The organism is Streptomyces sp. NPDC002734 (assembly GCF_040295685.1).
Taxonomy (GTDB): domain Bacteria; phylum Actinomycetota; class Actinomycetes; order Streptomycetales; family Streptomycetaceae; genus Streptomyces.
Genome location: NZ_JBEOVU010000022.1, coordinates 41,080 through 59,394, shown reverse-complemented (window position 1 = coordinate 59,394; position 18,315 = coordinate 41,080). Strand labels below are relative to the sequence as shown.

At 72.8% G+C, this 18,315-nt stretch carries 11 protein-coding genes; 5 read left to right on the top strand and 6 right to left on the bottom strand.

Annotated elements, in window-relative coordinates; genetic code table 11:
• The first annotated feature begins 25 nt into the window (after window positions 1–25).
• Window positions 26–1,237, top strand: a complete 1,212-nt coding sequence (locus tag ABT026_RS20475) for an FAD-dependent monooxygenase (RefSeq protein WP_351116142.1) — start codon at window positions 26–28, stop codon at window positions 1,235–1,237.
• Between the two features lie 211 nt (window positions 1,238–1,448).
• Window positions 1,449–4,244, top strand: coding sequence for a glycosyl hydrolase (locus ABT026_RS20470; protein ID WP_351116140.1), 2,796 nt, complete (start codon window positions 1,449–1,451; stop codon window positions 4,242–4,244).
• 142 nt (window positions 4,245–4,386) lie between these two features.
• Here the strand turns inward: ABT026_RS20470 and ABT026_RS20465 are convergent, their stop codons facing one another.
• A complete protein-coding gene (locus ABT026_RS20465; protein ID WP_502968019.1) occupies window positions 4,387–5,397 on the bottom strand; it encodes a LacI family DNA-binding transcriptional regulator in 1,011 nt (336 codons plus the stop codon).
• A 218-nt stretch (window positions 5,398–5,615) separates the two neighbouring features.
• Between ABT026_RS20465 and ABT026_RS20460 the strand changes: the two genes are divergently transcribed.
• Window positions 5,616–6,152, top strand: coding sequence for a DUF4240 domain-containing protein (locus tag ABT026_RS20460; protein WP_351116138.1), 537 nt, complete (start codon window positions 5,616–5,618; stop codon window positions 6,150–6,152).
• A gap of 48 nt (window positions 6,153–6,200) precedes the next feature.
• Here ABT026_RS20460 and ABT026_RS20455 read toward each other — a convergent pair whose 3' ends face one another.
• Complete coding sequence (locus tag ABT026_RS20455) at window positions 6,201–7,820, bottom strand: AMP-binding protein (protein ID WP_351116137.1); 1,620 nt, start codon at window positions 7,818–7,820, stop codon at window positions 6,201–6,203.
• Between the two features lie 128 nt (window positions 7,821–7,948).
• Between ABT026_RS20455 and ABT026_RS20450 the strand changes: the two genes are divergently transcribed.
• Complete coding sequence (locus ABT026_RS20450; protein WP_502968018.1) at window positions 7,949–8,875, top strand: response regulator transcription factor; 927 nt, start codon at window positions 7,949–7,951, stop codon at window positions 8,873–8,875.
• Between the two features lie 136 nt (window positions 8,876–9,011).
• Here the strand turns inward: ABT026_RS20450 and ABT026_RS20445 are convergent, their stop codons facing one another.
• From ABT026_RS20445 to ABT026_RS20435, 3 genes are all read right to left on the bottom strand, one after another.
• Window positions 9,012–12,158 (bottom strand): CLIPPER-2 domain-containing protein, encoded by a 3,147-nt coding sequence (locus ABT026_RS20445; RefSeq protein ID WP_351116193.1) that lies wholly within the window; start codon window positions 12,156–12,158, stop codon window positions 9,012–9,014.
• A 262-nt stretch (window positions 12,159–12,420) separates the two neighbouring features.
• Complete coding sequence (locus ABT026_RS20440; RefSeq protein WP_351116192.1) at window positions 12,421–13,140, bottom strand: NPP1 family protein; 720 nt, start codon at window positions 13,138–13,140, stop codon at window positions 12,421–12,423.
• A 253-nt stretch (window positions 13,141–13,393) separates the two neighbouring features.
• A complete protein-coding gene (locus tag ABT026_RS20435) occupies window positions 13,394–14,959 on the bottom strand; it encodes a phytoene desaturase family protein (RefSeq protein ID WP_351116190.1) in 1,566 nt (521 codons plus the stop codon).
• Window positions 14,960–15,157: 198 nt separating this feature from the next.
• On the opposite strand from ABT026_RS20435, the gene ABT026_RS20430 reads away from it, so the two are divergent.
• Window positions 15,158–15,448, top strand: coding sequence for a zinc-ribbon domain-containing protein (locus ABT026_RS20430; RefSeq protein WP_351116136.1), 291 nt, complete (start codon window positions 15,158–15,160; stop codon window positions 15,446–15,448).
• Between the two features lie 67 nt (window positions 15,449–15,515).
• On the opposite strand, the gene ABT026_RS20425 is transcribed toward ABT026_RS20430, so the two are convergent.
• Window positions 15,516–18,305: a penicillin acylase family protein gene (locus ABT026_RS20425; RefSeq protein WP_351116134.1), complete on the bottom strand. Its 2,790-nt coding sequence runs from the start codon at window positions 18,303–18,305 to the stop codon at window positions 15,516–15,518.
• Between the last annotated feature and the right edge of the window lie 10 nt (window positions 18,306–18,315).

Here is an 18,315-nt window from a genome sequence, read left to right as displayed (position 1 = left end):
TTGCGTACGTCGTACATTCACCGCCATGACGAACAACGGGGTACTCATCTCAGGCGCCGGCATCGCGGGACCCGCCCTGGCGTACTGGCTACGCAAGCAGGGCTTCGCGGTCACCGTGGTGGAGCGCCCGCCGCTGCTCCGGCCGGGCGGACAGACCGTGGACCTGCGCGGCGCCGGCCGTACCGTGATCGAGCGGATGGGCCTGATGGACCGGGCCAGGGCGCAGACCGTTCAGCAGCACGGGATGGCGAACGTCGACGGCTCCGGCCGTGTCACCGTGCGGATCCCCGCCGACAGCTTCGGCGGGGAGGGGATCGTCTCCGAGATCGAGATCCTGCGCGGCGACCTCGCCCGCCTGCTGTACGACGCGACCCTGCCCGGCACCGAGTACCTCTTCGACGACACCGTCACGGGGATCGCCCAGGACGCGGACGGCGTGGACGTCACCTTCGAGAAGACCGCGCCGCGCCGCTTCGACCTGGTCGTCGGCGCGGACGGCCCGCACTCCGTGACGCGCGGGCTGGTCTTCGGTCCCGAGCGGGAGTGCGTGCGCCCGCTCGGGCTCTACAACGCCTGGTTCACCGCCACCGACGAGGAACTGGGACTCGACGGCTGGTACCTGATGCACAACGCGCCGGGCGGGCTGGTGGCCTCCGCGCGGCCCGGCCGCCTCCCCGGCGAGGTCAAGGCCGGCCTCAGTTTCCGTTCCGCTCCGATCGCCTACGACCGCCGCGACGTCGACGCACAGCGGGAGATCGTGGCGCGGCGCTTCGCCGGCGTCGGCTGGCAGGCCCCGCGCCTGCTGCGGGCGATGCGGACCGCCCCGGACTTCTTCCTCGACTCCATGGACCAGGTGGTCATGGACCGGTGGTCGCGGGGCCGGGTGGTGCTGCTGGGCGACGCCGGGTACTGCGCCTCCCCGCTCACCGGCCTGGGGACCAGCCTGGCGCTGGTCGGCGCCTACGTCCTGGCCGGGGAGATCGCCGCGGCCCGGGACGACCACCGTACGGCGTTCCGGCGGTACGACGAGGTGATGCGGCCCTACGTCACCCAGGCCCAGCAGCTCCCGCCGGGCGGGGCCTCGAGCTTCGCCCCGTCGAGCCGGACGGGCATCCGGCTGCGGGACCTGTCGATGCGCCAGATGACCCGGTGGCCGATAAGGAGCCTGCTCGCCGCCCAGTTCGCGAAGGCGGGGGACATCGCTCTGCCGGAGTACGGGGTGCGGGACGCGGCCTGAGAGCGCTCTCAGGACACCACCGGAGGAACAACCGGGAGCGGCCGGGCGACGTCGGACTGTGCGTCAGGTGTTGACACCCACCCCGGGGAGCCCTACGTTTCCCGCGTCCTGAGAGCGCTCTCTACGATCGCTCGCAGGGCCTCTCGGAGCAGCTCCTCCCCCCGTTCCTCACGTCCCTCCGATCCCCCCGTGACGACAAGAGGTGTCCCCCATGCCTGCCCCCTCGCTTCGGCCCCCACGGGCCTTAAGGCCGGCGTCCGTGCTGGTCGTGGCCGTGTCGCTGGCCGCCGTCGGACTCGGTCCGGCCGCCGCCCCCGCGGCGGCCGCCACCGTCCCCGTGGGCGCCGGAAGTTATTCCGACACCCGGCCGGCCGGAACCGTCGGCCCCACCACCAACACCGGCACCGCGGTCAAGCCCAAGGTGACCTCCGCCGCCCAGGGCAAGCCGGTCCCCACCAACGACTGGTGGTCCTCGCTGGCCTTCCAGCGGTACGGCGACAACCCGTACTCCACCCCCATGTACGGTCACCCGCTGACCTACCAGGCCGTCTCCGGCGGACTGGAGGTCGGTTACCCGACCAGCGCGGCGATCGTCGGCGAGGGCCGGCAGTACGAGTTCGCCCACAAGCGCGACCTGACCCTCGGCCTGACCGGGCTCAACTCGCCCGACACCAAGGCGGATTCCTGGTCCGACTGGACCGTCACCCCCTACTGGTCCGACGGCTCGCGCACCCTGCGCACCACCATCGGCCACGGCATGCCCTTCGTGTACGCCCAGGGGTCCGGCGGCAACGCCCGGATCAACACCGCCTCGACGCCCACCGTCTTCTCCGACCAGGGCAACGTCCTCGGCATCACCGTCGGGGGCCACCACTACGCCCTCTTCGCGCCGACCGGCGCCGACTGGAACGTCTCCGGCACGGAGATCACCGCGGGTCTCGCCGGCAAGGACTACTTCTCCCTCGCCGTGCTGCCCTCGACCGACGCGCTGGCGACGTACCGCAAGTACGCCTTCAGCTTCGTCACCGGCTCGAAGGTCGACTGGAGCTACAGCTCGGGCACGGTCAAGGCCACCTACTCGCTGACCACCGAGGCCAAGGAGGGTTCCGAGCGCGGCGCGCTGCAGGCCCTCTACCGGCACCAGTGGCTGCACACCACGGACGCGCTCACCTCGTACACCTACGTCTCGCCACGCGGCACGATGAAGGTCCGCGAGGGGACCTCCTTCACCACGAGCATGCGCTCCGCCCCGGTGCTGCCCCAGCTCCCGCGCAGCAGCGCGATCGACAACGCCCGCCTGCGCGGCTACCTGAACGACGTGGCCAACGCCTCCGACCCGTTCTCCGGGGCGACCGACACGTACTGGACCGGCAAGGCGCTCGGAAAGCTGGCGCAGCTGGTCCCGGTCGCCGACCAGATCGGTGAGACCGCGATCCGCGACCGTCTGCTCTCCCTGCTCAAGGGCCGGCTCCAGGAGTGGTTCACCGCGGGCGGCGCGAGCGAGTTCTCCTACGACCGCGACTGGAAGACGCTGATCGGCTACCCCGCGTCCTACGGCAGCGACACCGAGCTCAACGACCACCACTTCCACTACGGCTACTACGTCCACGCCGCCGCGATCGTCGCCCAGTACGACCCGTCGTGGGCCGCGGACTCCGCCTGGGGCGGCATGGTCAAGGCCCTGGTCCGCGACACCGCCAACCCGAGCCGCACCGACAGCTCGTTCCCGTTCCTGCGCGGCTTCGACGTGTACGCCGGGCACAGCTGGGCCTCCGGCCACCAGGGCTTCGCGGCCGGCAACAACCAGGAGTCCTCCTCGGAGTCCACCGGCCTGAGCGCCGCCCTGGTGCTGTACGGCTCGGCGACCGGGGACACCTCGCTGCGCGACCTGGGCACGTACCTGCTCACCACGGAGAGCGAGGCGATCGCCCAGTACTGGTTCGACAAGGACCAGCAGGTCTTCCCCGGCTCCTACACGCACGACACGGTCGGCATGGTCTGGGGCAGCGGCGCCGCCTACTCGACCTGGTGGACGGCCAACCCCGAGGAGATCCACGGGATCAACGCCCTCCCGATCACCGCGGGCGGCTCACTGCACCTGGGCGCCCACAAGGAGGCCATCCGGCGCAACATCGCCGAGATGGAGCGCGAGAACGGCGGTCCCGCGGTCGAATGGCGGGACATCCTCTGGGAGTTCCAGGCGCTGGCCGACCCGGCGACGGCGAAGTCCAAGTGGGACGCGGGGAACGCCGGGTACACCCCGGAGGCAGGCGAGTCGAAGGCCCACACCTACCACTGGATCCTGGGCCTGGACTCGATGGGAGCGCCCGACACCTCGGTGACCGGCGACATCCCCGCCTCGGCCGTCTTCTCCAAGAGCGGGACCCGCACCTACGTGGCCCACAACCACGGCTCCTCGGCGCGGACGGTCACCTTCTCCGACGGCCGGACGCTGAGCGTGCCGGCGCGTTCCACCGCGACGGGAACCGGGCCCGGGGGCAGCACCGACCCGGGTACTCCCCCCACTTCGGGGAACACCTTCCAGCTGCGGACCGGCGGGACCCTGACCACGGCCACCGGCAGCTCGGCGGCCAGTGACACGGTCCCGTCGGCGGGCGGCGCGAACCACGACGGCACGCCGTACAAGCCTCTGGTCTACGAGATCAAGCGAGTGAACGGCACGTACACCTCGGGTGGTTCGACCTCCTTCCGGCTCGCCGTCGACGCCGGCACCTCGGTGGGGCTCGGCCAGCAGGCCCGCGTCAGCTACGACCTGACCGGTGACGGAACCTTCGACCGGACGGAGACGTACGCCTACTTCGCCACCGACCCCGTGACGGGCTGGGAGCGCTACGACCAGACCCGCGGCCTGAAGTCCGCCACCGGCACGCTGGGCAACCTGCGCGGCGGGACGGTCCGGCTGGAGGTCTGGAGCGCCATCGGCAACGCGGACGCCCGGCTTCAGACGGGCACGGACACCTCTCTGGTGGTGATCCCCTTCAGCTGACGATCGGACGACCGCGACGATCGCGGCGATCGCGGCGCCCAGGGCGGCGGTCACCGGCTCCGGCCGGTGACCGCCGCCCTCCGTCGTCCCCTCACCGCACCGCGGCCTGTGGACCCGCGGTCCGTCCGACCCGCAGGGCTCGTCAGGCGGTGGCCCGGCGGACCAGGGTGGTCGGGGTGATCACGGACGCCGGGGCCTCGTCGCCGGGCCGGTCCAGCAGCCGCATCAGGAGCCGTACCATCAGCCGGCCCATTCCCTCGATGTCCTGCCGCACGGTCGTCAGCGGAGGGTCGGTGACCCCCGTGACGGCGGCCATGTCGTCGAACCCGACCACGGCCACGTCCTGCGGCACCCGTGCGCCCCGCTCGCGCAGCGTGCGCAGCGCGCCCGCCGCCATCAGGTCGTTGGCCACGAAGACCCCGTCCAGGCCGGGGCACCGGTCCAGCAGGCCGGCCATCGCACGGGCGCCGCTCTCCTCGGTGAAGTCGCCCTGCCACAACAGCTCTTCGGGTGCGTCGACCAGCACGTCCCGGTACCCGTCGATGCGGTCGAGGGCGGCGATCTTGTCGCGCGGACCGGCGATGTGGGCGATCCGGCGGCGGCCCAGCGACACCAGGTGACGCACCGCCTCGCGCGCGCCCCCACGGTTGTCGCAGTCGACGAACGGCGCGACGGGCCCGGATCCGGGAGCGGGGCGGCCGCCGAAGACCGCCGGGATCCTGGTGCGGGCTATCAGGGACGCCAGTTGGTCGTCCTTGTGCAGCGAGAAGGCCAGCGCGCCGTCCACGTGACCGCCCTCCAGGTAACGGGCGATCCGCTCGTGCTCACCGGCGCCCTCCACCCACAGCAGCACCAACTGGGCGCTGTGCGCGCTCAGTTCGCGGCTGATACCGCGGATCTGCTGCTCGAAGAACGGGTCGGAGAAGACCCGGAACTCGGGCTCCGCGATGATCACCGCGACCGCGCCGGTGCGCCGGGTCACCAGCGACCGGGCGGCGTGGTTGGGGACGTACCCCAGCTCCTCCACGGCCTTGCGGACCTTGTCGACGAGCGGCGGCCGCACCCCCACGGCGCCGTTGACCACGCGGGAGACCGTCGCCCGGGACACCCCGGCCCGCTCCGCGACCGCCTCGAGCGTCGGACGGGGTCCCATGGTCTGCTCGGACAACGGTGCGCTCCTTGTCTGGCTCCGCGGGCTCCTTCGCCCGATGCCGCGCCGGTCACCCGGCGCGGACCAGGATAGGCGCTCCCGGTCCTCCCGCTGAGAGCGCTTGCACGACCGGCCGCCGAACCGTGACCCGGGGCGCCCGCTTCCGTGGCCCGGCCTCCCCGGCCGCCCGTTGTCCGACCCGGGTGGCATGCTCCGCCGCCATGGACACACGACAGTTCTGGCACCTCGTCGAGTCGGCCCGCGACCGGGCGCCGGACCCGGGCGACAGTGAGGACGTCGCCCGCCGGGCGAGCGCGGCGCTCGCCGCCCACCCCGCCGAGGCGATCGTCGCGGCGTCGCAGACCCTGTGGGACCTGATGGCCGTCTCCTACACGAATCCTCTGTGGGCCGCCGCCTACCTCATCAACGGCGGATGCTCCGACGACGGTTTCGACTACTTCCGGGGCTGGCTGATCGTCCAGGGACGCGAGACCTTCGAGCGCGTGGTCGCCGACCCCGACGCCCTGGCGGAGCTCCCGGCCGTGCGGAGGGCAGCGGCCGCCGGACACGACCTGTGGTGCGAGGACACGCTCGGCATCGCCTGGGACGCGCACATCGCGGCGACCGGCCGCGAGCTCCCCGACGACGCGTTCACCATCCGCTGTCCGGCGCCGGCCCACGCCTGGAACTTCGATTTCGGCGACCACGCCGAGATGACGCGCCGGCTCCCCCGCCTGGCCGCCCTGTACCCGGAGTGAACCCAGACGCCCCACCGGGCGGTCGCAACGACGGCCGGCACCGCCCGATCAGCCGTGCGTCTCGCGGAGTTCGATCTTGCGGACCTTGCCGGAGACCGTCATCGGGAAGGCGTCCAGCACCGCGAGGCGGCTCGGGATCTTGTAGTGGGCGAGCCGGCCCTCGCAGAAGGAGCGCACGTCCTCCAGGACAGGCGGGTCCGCCGGGTCGCGAGGGATCACGCAGGCGAGCACCTCCTCGCCGTACCGCTCGTGCGGCACCCCGACGACCTGGACGTCCGCGATCTTCGGGTGGCGGTACAGGAACTCCTCGATCTCCCGGGGATAGATGTTCTCGCCGCCCCTGATGATCATGTCCTTGATGCGGCCGACGATCTCCACGTACCCGTCCTCGCGCATCACCGCGAGGTCCCCGGTGTGCATCCAGCGGGCGGAGTCGATGGCCTCGGCGGTCCGCGCGGGGTCGTTCCAGTAGCCCAGCATCACGCTGTAGCCGCGGGTGCGCAGTTCGCCCGGTACGCCGCGTTCCACGGTCACTCCGGTCGCCGGGTCGACGATCTTCACCTCGATGTGCGGGAGGGCCCGGCCGACGGTTGCGGTGCGGTGCTCGAGGTCGTCGTCCCTCCGGGTCTGGAGGGACACCGGCGAAGTCTCCGTCATGCCGTAGCAGATGGAGACCTCGGCCATGTGCATCTCGGTGACCACCCGCTTCATCACCTCCACCGGGCAGGGCGAGCCGGCCATGATGCCGGTGCGGAGGCTGGAGAGGTCGTAGGAGGCGAAGTCGGGCAGGGCCAGCTCGGCGATGAACATGGTGGGCACGCCGTAGAGGGAGGTGCAGCGCTCCGCCTCGACGGCGCGCAGCGTGGCCGCCGCGTCGAAGGAGGGCGCGGGGATCACCATGCAGGCGCCGTGCGAGGTGGCCGCCAGATTTCCCATGACCATGCCGAAGCAGTGGTAGAAGGGGACCGGGATGCAGATGCGGTCCTGCTCGTCGTACCCGACGGTGCGGCCCACCCAGTACCCGTTGTTGAGGATGTTGTGGTGCGAGAGGGTCGCGCCCTTGGGGAAGCCGGTGGTCCCGGAGGTGTACTGGATGTTCACCGGGTCGTCGCAGCTGAGCCCGGCCGCGATCTCGCCGAGCCGCTCCTCGGGCACCGAGGCGGCGCCGGCCGTCAGGGCGTCCCAGGAGGAATCGCCGATGAAGACGGTCTCCCGCAGGGCGGAGCAGCGGCCCCGGACCTCCTCGACCATGGCCCGGTAGTCGCTGGTGCGGTGGGCGAGCGAGGAGACCAGCACGCTCACGCCGGACTGTTCCAGCACGTACTCCAGCTCGTGCGTACGGTAGGCCGGGTTGATGTTGACCATGATCGCGCCGATCCGGGCGGTCGCGTACTGGACGAGCACCCACTCCGGGCAGTTGACCGCCCAGATGCCGACCCGGTCCCCCGTCGTGACGCCCAGGGCCAGCAGTCCGCGGGCCACCTCGTCGACGGCGGCGCCGAACTGCGCGTAGGTCCACCGGCGTCCGGAGGCAACGTCGACCAGCGCCTCCCGGTCCGGGTGGGCGGCGATCGTCCGGGCCAGGTCGGCGCCGATGGTGTCGCCGAGCAGCGCGGTGGTGCCGGTGCCGTGGGTGTACGACGGCTCGGCCGGGGTCCGGGTGGTCATGGCGTCCTCCAGGAACGGGTTCCGGCACCATTGCCGGGCGGCTCCCCGCCATCGTGTAATCCGTGACACGGATCCCACCACCCCCGAACGGGGGTAGTGGGCGGGAGCGACCACGAAGGGCGGGGAGAGTGACGCCGACGAACGGGACGGACCGTGCGGACGCCGGGCGCGGCGGGGGCGCAGCGGACCGCGCCGCCGCGGCGGCGATCCGCACCGCGCTGACCCGCCTGGGCCGCACGAGCGGGCTGCCGGTCGTCTTCGGCGGGCTGGTGGAGGCGACGGGGCCACGGATCAGGATCAGCGAGCTCAGCGGGACCCGCACCCCGGCGCTGCGTGCCCTGGCCGTCTCCACCGGCACCGGCCTGGGCGGCAGGGCGGCGGTGCTGCAACGCCCGTGCGCGGTGGCCGACTACGCGGCGTCCCGGCGGATCAGCCACGAGTACGACGCCGCCGTCGCGGCGGAGGGGCTCCGTTCGGTGCTCGCGGTGCCCGTGGTGGTGCGCCGCCGGGTGCGCGGCGTCCTGTACGGCGCCCTGCGCACCGCCGAGCCGCTGGGCGACCGCACGCTGGGCGCGGCGGTGGAGGCCGCGCGCCAGGCGGCGCGGGGGCTGACCGCCGCCGAGGAGGCGGGGGCGGCCGACGAGGGGGCGGCGCGGCTGCCCACCGACCTCGCGGGGCCGCCAGGGCCGGACGAGGCCGACAACCCGATGCGGGAGCGGGCCAGGGAGGCGTACGCGGCGCTGCGGGCGCTCGCGCCGCACGTCGACGACCCGGCGGTGCGGGCCGGCCTCGACGAGGTGTGCGCACTGCTCGGCCCCGGTGCGGGCGACGGCGGCCCGGTGTCACCGGCCGGCGCGCCGGTCAGCCTGACGCCGCGTGAACTCGACGTGCTGGCCTGCGTGGCGGTCGGCGACACCAACGCGGCCGCGGCCCGGCGGCTGGGGCTGCGGCAGGAGACCGTCAAGGCCTACCTGGGATCGGCCGCCCGGAAACTGGACGCGCGGGGCCGGTGGGCGGCGGTGACGGCGGCCCGGCGGGCGGGACTGCTGCCCTGAGCCGTCCCGCTACTGGTGCGGGCATGCGGGAGGGCGCCCGCCCGCGTGTCCGCGGGAGGGCGCCCTCTCTGTGCAGGGTTCAGGACCCGGACCGCCGGTGAGGTGCCGGCGGTCCCAGGCCGTCCGTCACGGTCCGTCAGGCGGCGGACCGCTCGTGCCGGCACGGGGTGGCCCGGTCGGAGCCGTACCCGTCGTGGTGGCCCGGCTTGCCGTGGCCGCCCTTGCAGGGCTTGCCGTGGCCGTGGCCCGGCTTGCAGTGCTTGCCCTCGCAGGGCTTGCGCTCGACCTGGACGGTCGCCGAGTCGCTGTCCGAGCGGACGCCTCCCTCGGCCATGGCCACCGCCGTGTTGGTGATGCGCCCGGCCTTCGCGTCCGCCACGGTGCCCCGGTGGGTGCCGGTGCAGGTCATCTCCTGGCCCGGCGCCAGCGTGGTCGAGGGGCAGGTCACGCGGCCGAGGCGGTCGTCCTGGACGGCCACGCCCGTGAGCGGGGTGTCGCCGGTGTTCTCGACGACGTACTCGTAGGTGATGACGTCGCCGACCCGGTAGGTGCGGTCCTCGTCCACCCGCTTGTCGAGCCGCAGCCCGGACTCACCACCGCCGCCGGCGACCGTGATCCGCGCGCTGTCCTCCTCGGAGCGGAACTCCTCCCCGCGGAACGTGCCGATCGCCCGCGCGGTGTTGGTGACCGACCCGGCCTCCGCGTCGCCCTCGGTGACCCGGTAGGAACCGGTGCAGGTCACCTGCTCGCCCGGCTCCAGGGGGGCGGTGGGGCAGTCGACGTCCACCACCCGGTCGTCGGTGACCCGCACGTCGGTGAGCGTGGTCTCGCCCGTGTTCCGCACGACGTACTCGTAGCGGACGAGGTCTCCGACCTCGTAGGTCCGCTCCTCGTCGACCCGCTTGTCGATGGTGAGCGAGGAGCGCTGACCGGTGACCTCGATCCGCTCGGTGTCCCGCTCGGACTCGACCGGGGCTCCGCCGGAGGTGCCGAACGCCTGCGCCACGTTGACGACGAAGCCATTGGCGGCGTCCTCGGCGGTGACGGTGTAGGTGCCGCGGCAGGTCGTGCCCGCACCGGACGCGAGGGTGTCCTCCTCGCAGTCCACGTTCTCCACCCGGTCGTCCTCGACCCTGACGCCGGTGATGTCACGGTCGCCGGTGTTGATCACCGTGTACTCGTAGGTGACCTGGTCGCCGACGCGGTATTCGTCCTGTCGGTCCACGACCTCCTTCTCGACGCTGAGGGCGGGACCGCCCGGGGTGACGACCTGGATCTCGGCGGTGTCCGGCTGCGACTCGACCGTCCTGTCGCCGGACCGGCCGCGCGCGTCGGCGATGTTGGTGACGCTGCCCGCGGCGACGTCGTCCTCCGCGACGGTGTAGGTACCCCGGCAGGTGGTGCGCTGACCGGGGGCGAGCGATACGTCGTCGCAGGTGATCCTGGTGACCTTGTCGTCCACGATGGTGAGGTCGGTGATCTCGCGGTCTCCGGTGTTGGTCACCTCGTACTGGTAGGGCACCTCGTCGCCCACCTCGTAGGCGCGCGAGTCGTCGACCGACTTGCTCAACAGCAGTTCCAGCCGGTTGGCCACGCCGACGGTCATCTCGTCCGGCGGGGAGGTGACCCCTCTGCCGTTCGCGTCGCCGCTCGCGGTGGCCACGTTGACCACGTCCTCGGCCTCGGCGTCGTCCTCCGTGACGGTGTAGGTGCCCCGGCACTCGGTGGTGTCGCCGTCCTGGCCGGCAGGCGCGAGGGTCGTGGCCTCGCACGTGACCTCCCGGACGCGGTCGTCGGCGACCGTGAGGCCGGTGATCTCCACCGGCCCGGTGTTGGTCACGGTGTAGGTGTACTCGACCTCTTCACCGACCCGGTAGGCGCGGGTGTCGTCCGCGGTCTTCTCGATCCGCAGGCCCGGCCCCCGCTGGGCCGGGAGGGTCAGCTCCGCCTCCGGCGCCGGGACCTCCGTGTCGCCCGACCTGCCCGTGGCGTTGGCCACGTTGCGGACCTGCCCGGCGGTCGCGTCCTCGTCGGTGACCGCGTACAGCCCGGTGCAGGTCATCGATTCGCCGACACCCAGCGTGTCCTTCGGACAGGAGATGCGCGTGACCCGGTCGTCCGTGACCGTCACGTCGGTGAGCGGGGTGTTGCCGCTGTTGGTGACCACGTACTGGTACGGGACCTGCTGGCCCGGCTTCAGCGGCAGCGGCACCTCCGGGTCCTTGGCCACCTGCTTGACCAGGTTGAGCCGTGGCAGTTCGGCCGCCGGGTGCACCGTGACGTTGCGGATGAGGTGCACGTCGGTGAACTGGCCGGTGGACGCCGCGAAGCCGAACTTGTAGCTGGAGGGCACCGGCTGCGGGGCCGGCGTGCTCAGCACCTCCTGGAAGCCCTTGCCGTCCCGGAAGTCGATCCAGACCGTCACCACCGGGTTCGGCGAGGGCGAGATCTCCACCCGGACGGTGCGCCGGGAGGGCTCGAGCAGCCTCTCGGCCTCCTCGGGGGTGGCGTCCGCGGGGATGTTCGTCGTCGGCCCGTGCAGCTCTCCGGGGAGCGTGCTGGGCCAGGGACCGGTGGTGCTGTTCAGGTTCTCGGCGGTCGAGGTCAGGAAGCAGTAGCCCTCGGTGCCGTTGCCGGGCCCGCGGAGGGTGACCTTGTTGGGCTCCGGGATGCGGAAGCCGGTCCCGGCCGGCGAGCGGGTGTCGCACCCGTTGCCCCGGTGCTCCCAGTCGCCGAAGTAGTTGCCGAGGACGTCGAGGCCGACCCCGAGGTAGCCGTGGTTGACGCCCGGCAGGAACTCCCGGCCGGGGTCGTCGTCGGGCAGTTTCTGTGCGTAGCCGAGGCTGCCGCCGAAGGCGCCGGGGGCGGTCAGCTCGGCGGCGCCGTCGATCAGGAAGAACGAGATGCCGTCGGCCGGCGGGACGGTGGTGCCGCCGTACTGCCACTGGTCGAAGGTGACCACCAGGCCCTGGTTGGCAGGCAGGGCGTGGTTGTAGAGGACGGCGGCCGCCTGGTCGTTGGCGGCGGTCGTGAGGTCGAGGTAGCCGTGCGGAGCGGCGTTGCCCGGCGGGAGGGGCCCGACTCCTCCCGGCGGACAGCCCGTGAGTTCGTGGGCGCCCACCGGCGGGGGCGCGGGCGCCTCCGGGGCACCGGTCAGGCACGCGGGGCCGTAGGCGAGGAAGTCAGGGTCGGCCGTGGCACCCGTGAAGGTCTCGTCGACCAGGGGGACACCGACCGGCTGCGCCTGGGCCGCCGTGTCGATGCCCAGGCCCGCCGCCACCATGCCGGCCACGCCAAGGGCACATCCGACACGGCGTCGGATGCCGCGGCGTGCCGACGGCGGTCTCAAAAATGATCTCATGCCCGGAAAGTAACGACATGTGGCTCCGGTCGCCTTCCGGGTGCGCCGACGGGGAGCGGACACGCCGTCACGTCGGCGTGTCGTCCCGCCCACCGGGTGGCGGGCGGGGTGTCGCACCGTCACCTGCTTGACAGGGCGCGACCCGGGTGCCGTTAGGCAACCGGGCCGGGCCACGTCCGCAGGGTCAGAGCGCCGGCACGAAGGGGATGCCCGCCGGCTTCGCCTTCTCCAGGTGGGAGAGATAACTGCTGTCCTTCAGGCCGAAGTTGGCGCTGCCCCAGTTCGCCTGGGCGAGCTTGTCGCGCAGCCCGGCCGGGTAGCCGCTCCAGCCCACCAGCGCCGGGTACTGCCAGGTGCCCCGGTGGTTCTCCGGCGGCTCGTCGTTCGCGGTCGCGGCCCGGAAGCAGTGCGTGCCGATGCCGTCCTTGTGGTAGACGACCTTGGGGTGGAGGCCCTCCCAGGGGATGCGGTCCCGGCTGTGCACGGTGAAGTCGCCGTGGTTCGACGTGGCCACGTAGCGGGCGGTGTCGGTGGCCTGCTCGACCCAGACGACGATGTGCTCCCAGTCGTGCCGGTGGCCGCCGATGCTGGTGCCGGCGAGAGCCTGGTCCTTCTCGAAGTAGAGGCCGTAGAGCACCGCGCACCAGCCGTTGTTGCAGGTGGCCCGGGAGTAGGCGTTGGTGTTGCCCAGGTCGAAGTCGTCGCGGCAGTTGCCGTTGAGGGCGCCGGTGGGGTTGAGACCGCCGTTGAGCGAGCCGTCGGGCCCGATGGCCGGGGTGGAGTAGCAGCCGTCCTTGTCGTAGTCGAGCGCGGGCTGGAACCGCAGCTCGAGCGGGGTGGCGTTCACCGGCAGGGCGGCGGGCGGAGCGGCCTGGGCGGGGCCGGCGACGGCGAGCAGCAGCACGAGGGCGCCGCCGAGGGTGCCGAGAGCCCGGCCGGCACGACGGGGACGGCGGGGGCGGGGGCGGGCGGAGCGGGATCTGACCGGGGAAGTGCGTCGTCCTGGCAAGGCGTTCTCCTCAACTCGTCAGCCGGAGAGGGGATGTGACGCACCCGTGGGTGCGCGACGCGTGCACGGGACACTCTGCCGGTACCGCGGCGCGCAGGGAATGACGTGCTCATGAAGAACGGCCCAATTCCGCCCCGCCGTGCCGGGATCAGGCCTGTTCCAGCACCGCCATGGCCGCGTTGTGGCCGCCGAGTGCGGAGACCGCTCCGCCGCGGACCGCTCCGGAGCCGCAGAGCAGCACCGAGGGGTGACGGGTGGCCACGCCCCAGCGGGCGGCCGGGGTGGCGAGGTCGGCGTCGTCCGCGGCCCAGGGCCAGGCCAGGTCGCCGTGGAAGATGTGGCCGCCGGGCATGGCGACGTCCGCCTCCACGTCCTGCGGGATCTTGGCCTCCACGCAGGGCCGTCCGTCGCCGTCGCGGGCGATCACCGAGTCGAGCGGGTCGAGCAGGTGCCGGTCGAGGGAGGCGACGGCGCGGCGCACCGCCTCCGCCTTGCGTTCGGCGCGGGTGGCGGGGTCGGCGAAGAGGGTGGCGGGAAGGTGGAGGCCGAAATAGGTGAGGGTGTGGGTCCCCTCGGGGACGTCGCCGAGGATGGACGGGTCGGTGAGCGAGTGGCAGTACACCTCGCCGGGCAGCCGCCGCGGCACCCGGCCGGCCGAGGCCTCGGCGTACGCGGCGGCCAGGTCGTCCCAGTCCTCGTCGAGGTGGAGGGTGCCCGCGAAGGCGACGCGGGGATCGGCCCCGGACTTCAGGCGCGGCAACCGGTCGAGGAGGAAATTGATCTTCAGCTGGGAGCCGACCGGCTTGTCGGCCGGGTCGCGGGTCTCGCCGAGCAGCCCGTCGAGCACCCAGGGCGCGGCGTTGGAGAGGACGAACCGCGCGCGCAGGGCCGGTCCCCCGGCGATCTCGACCTCGGCGCCGTCGGCGGCGGGCCGCACGGCGGTGACCTCGGCGCCCGTCACCAGCTCGGCGCCGGCCCGCAGCGCCGAAGCGGCGAGGGCGTCGGTGACCGCGCCCATCCCGCCGACGGGGACGCGCCATTCGCCGGTGCCGTTGCCGATCAGGTGGTAGAGGAAGCAGCGGTTCTGGATCAGCCGGGGGTCGTCGAGGGCCGCGAAGGTGCCGATCAGTGCGTCGGTGGCCACCACGCCGCGGACGGTGCCGTCGGCGAACCGCCTCTCCAGCGCCTCGCCGAGGGGCCGGCGCACGATCTCCTCCCAGAGGCCGGGATCCACACGCCCCCGCAGTTCGCTCTCGCGCGGCAGCGGCTCGGTGAGGGTGGGCGCCAGCACCTCGGCGAGGCCGCCGAGGCGGGTGTAGAAGTCGCTCCACGCCTCGTACGCGGCCTCCGACCCGGTCAGCCGGCGGAAGCTCTCGCGGGTGGCCTCGCCCTCGGGCCGCTCCACCAGCAGCCCGCCGGGCCGTCCGCCCCGCAGGACGGGGGTGTAGGAGGCGGTGGAGCGGGAGGCCAGTTCGAGTTCCAGCCCCAGGTCCCGCATGATCCGCTCGGGCATCAGCGACACCAGGTAGGAGTAGCGGGAGAGCCGGGTGGGCCGCCCGGGGAAGGACTGCGCGGAGACGGCGGCCCCGCCGGTGCGGTCGAGGCGCTCCAGGACGGCGACGGAGAGTCCGGCCCGGGCGAGGTAGGCGGCCGCGGCGAGCCCGTTGTGGCCGCCGCCGACCACGACGACGTCGTAGGCGGTGCGGCTCGTCATGATCGATGTCATGGCGCCCACCCTCCCCCACCGGGCGCCCGGGGCCCAGGCCCGTGCATGGGTGGGGCTCCTGCGGTGACCCGGTAGGTGTACGCGGCGGGCGGCCGGCCCCCTGATCGGGGGAACCCGGCGGCCCCCGGACACGTTCGACCACTGCGGGTACTGTGAGCGCACGCCGCAAGGGGGAAGGACCATAAGATGATCATTTTCGGTACCAAGGGCTACCTGTACCAGCTGGCCATGCTGACGCTGGTCTGCGGAAACTGCGGCAACCCCTCCGCGCACGCGCTGCGCAAGCAGGTCACGAAGTTCACGCTGTTCTTCGTACCGCTCTTCCCCGTCTCGGTGAAGTACTCGACGCAGTGCACCTTCTGCGGGGCACAGCGGCGGCTGAGCAGCGCGGAGGCGGACCATCTGCAGGCGGGCGCGGCGGGCGGGCAGGGCAACCCGGTCCAGGGCAGCTCCCAGCAGCAGCCGTACCAGTCCTGACGCCGGGACGGCGGGCCGGGCCGTGGCCAGGCCCGCCGTCCCAGGTGACCGGTGCGTCCCGGAGGTCCTACCGGTGGGACGCGAACTCGACGACCTGCTGGTAGGTGGGCCGGTTCTGCCAGCTGATCGGGGCGTGGGTGATGCCGCCCAGCGCCCGGTGGATCACCGCGTCGGCGCACCACTGGTCCCCCGCGGCGCAGTGCTCGTCGCCCGGGTAGACCTGTGCGGCGGTGCGTCCGGCCGCGTCCTTCAGGGTGCGGGCGAGCACGCCCCGGCACTCGGCGAGATCGCCTGCCCCGCAGTAGGAGCGGGCCAGGCCGCCCTCCACCTTCTCGCCGAGCACAGCCCGGACGTCCTTGTCGACGTAGCTCCACCAGCCGTACTGGAAGGCGCTGCCCGCGTGCCCGCCGGTGGGTCCGTGCGAGGCGCCCGGCGGTTCGTCGACGGGCAGGTTGTTCTCCAGCGCGGCGTAGAGGCCCTCGCCGAGGCCGGGCCCGAACTCGGCCTTCACCAGCAGCGGCCACCAGGCGTCCAGGATCCGGATCGCCTCGGCGTGCGCGTACCGCTTCGAGCCGCGTGAGGTCTCGGTGCGCAGGGAGCCGGCCGAGACCCAGGCGGACAGTCGGGCCACCGCGTCGGTGACGGCCGGGTCGTCGACGGGGCCGCTGCGGAGCACCTTGAGGAGCTTGGGCAGCACCTGTTCGGCGCGCAGGTCGGCGAGGCCGGCCTGCGCCATGGCGCGGGTGAGTGAGGCCCGGGTGACGTCGCCGTTCTGGACGAGGGCCCGGACCCGGTCGTCGAGCAGGTCGCCGCGGTGGACCGAGCCGTTGCCCCAGGAGGCGACGGTGTAGCCGTGGGCCAGCTTGTTGTTCCAGGAGATGTAGTAGTCCTGGTCGAGCGACTGCGGGTGCTGGGCCGGCGGGGTGTAGGCGGCCCGGTTGTTCTCGGAGTTCCAGTCCCGCCACTCGTAGCGGGCGTCGGCCCAGGCGGGGAAGTCCGGGTCCACGCCGGCGGCCCGCACGGGGTTGTCGCCGCTGTTGTAGTAGGCGGTGCGGCTGGAGTCGGCGTAGAACCAGTTGAAGGTGAAGTTGATGTGCTGCGCCGCCTGCTGGAAGGTCTCCGGGCCGGTGACGTGACCGGGATCGTTGAGCATCTGGAAGCCGACGATGGAGTCGACCTCGTGCCGGTAGGAGGTGCGCAGGCTGGTGTAGGCGACCTTCTTGCCGCCGACGGTGGCGCGGTACTCGACCGGTCCGTACCTGGTCAGCCAGGCGCGCATCCGGTACGAGCCGGCGGCGGTGGAGTCGGCGACCGTCGGCTTCCAGGAGTTGGTGTGCTCCACCTTCTCCATGGCCACGCACTGCCCGTGGAACAGGTAGTGGTAGTCGTCCTGGCAGAGTTCCACGGCGTACGTGTCGACGATGTCCTGGGCCGAGGTGGTGGCGGACCAGGCGTAGTCCTGGCCGCGGCCGAGCTGGACGTACATCGACAGTCCGGCGAACGAGGCGCCGCGGGCGCTGATGCCGGGGCCCTGGATCTCCTGGAGCATCAGCAGCTGGGGCGCGAAGTAGCCGGTCTGCGGGCCGAAGACGGCGACGGGGCGGCCGCTCGCGGTGTGCTCGCCGCTGACCACCAGCGCGTTGGACATGCCGCGCCGGGCGGATCCGACGGCGGCCTTGGCGGCGGCCTCGGCGGCGGCGTCCGCCTTGGCCGTGGCGGCGCTGCCGGTGCGGTCGTGCACCAGCGGCTCGCGGGTCACCGAGCCCGGGTCGGGCAGCGCCGTGCCCTGCGGGTCGGCGGGCCGGCCGGCGTAGGGGAAGCGGGCGCCGCGCACGGTGACCGCCGCCTCCGGGTCGTCGCGTTCGCGGAAGGACTCCCAGACCCGGGTGCCCTCCTCGACGCCGTACCGGGACTGCGCGGCGAGCAGCGACAAGGCGTTGTCGACCTCGCCGCCGCCGCCGGAGCCGAAGAGCGCGCCGACGACGGAGGCCAGGGCCACCAGGTCGGTCAGCTTGAAGGGCTGGATCTTCCCCAGGTTGAGGATCGGGTCCTTGTGGCCGGTGAGCACGTACTCGCCGGGGAAGTAGCGGCCCTTGTCGGAGGCGGTGATGTAGGCGTTGATGCCGTCGACGTAGGCCTGCGCGTCGGCGAGGGCCTGGCGGCCGCGTTCGCCGTTCTCGGCGGCCACCCGGTCGATCTGGGCCTGGAGCTCCGCCTCCGTGTAGGGCGCGGCCCGCCAGAACTCCTGTTCCAGCGCCTGGTTGCCGGGCGCTCCGCCGGCGAAGGACGTGAGCTGTCCCCGGCCGACGTGGCGGAAGACGTCCATCAGCCACAGCCGGTCCTCGCCGGCGGCGTACCCGGCGCCGAACTCGGTGCCGTAGCGGGTGGTGCCGGTGATGTGGGGGACGCCGGTGGCCTTGTCGCGGACGATGGTGACGTCCGTGCGGCCGGCGGGCTTCTTGGTGGAGGCGACCTGGTCGGCGGGGACGCCGAAGGAGGCGTCGTTGAAGAAGTCGCCGATGGTGGACTCGGTCAGCTCCGGATAGCCGCTCGCCAGGTTCGCGTAAGGGCCGAGCTGGTCGTCGCTGTGCGCGGGGACGGTATTGACGGTCTGGTCGAGCAGGATCTCGGCGAGGGTGGCGGTGCCGTCCGCGCCGGGCGGCAGGATGTCCGAGCAGCCGTCGCCGCAGTGGTCGGTCACGGCGGCGGCCGCGACGGGTGCGGCAGGGGCCGCGGGGGCTGCGGCGGAGGGGAAGGCGGGGGCGAGCAGGGCGGCGATCATGGCGCCGGTGAGCAGGACCGGGAGCCTGCGGGCGGTTCGTCTGTCAGGGGCGGTGCGTGGGGTGTGCCGTCTCACGGCAGCTCCT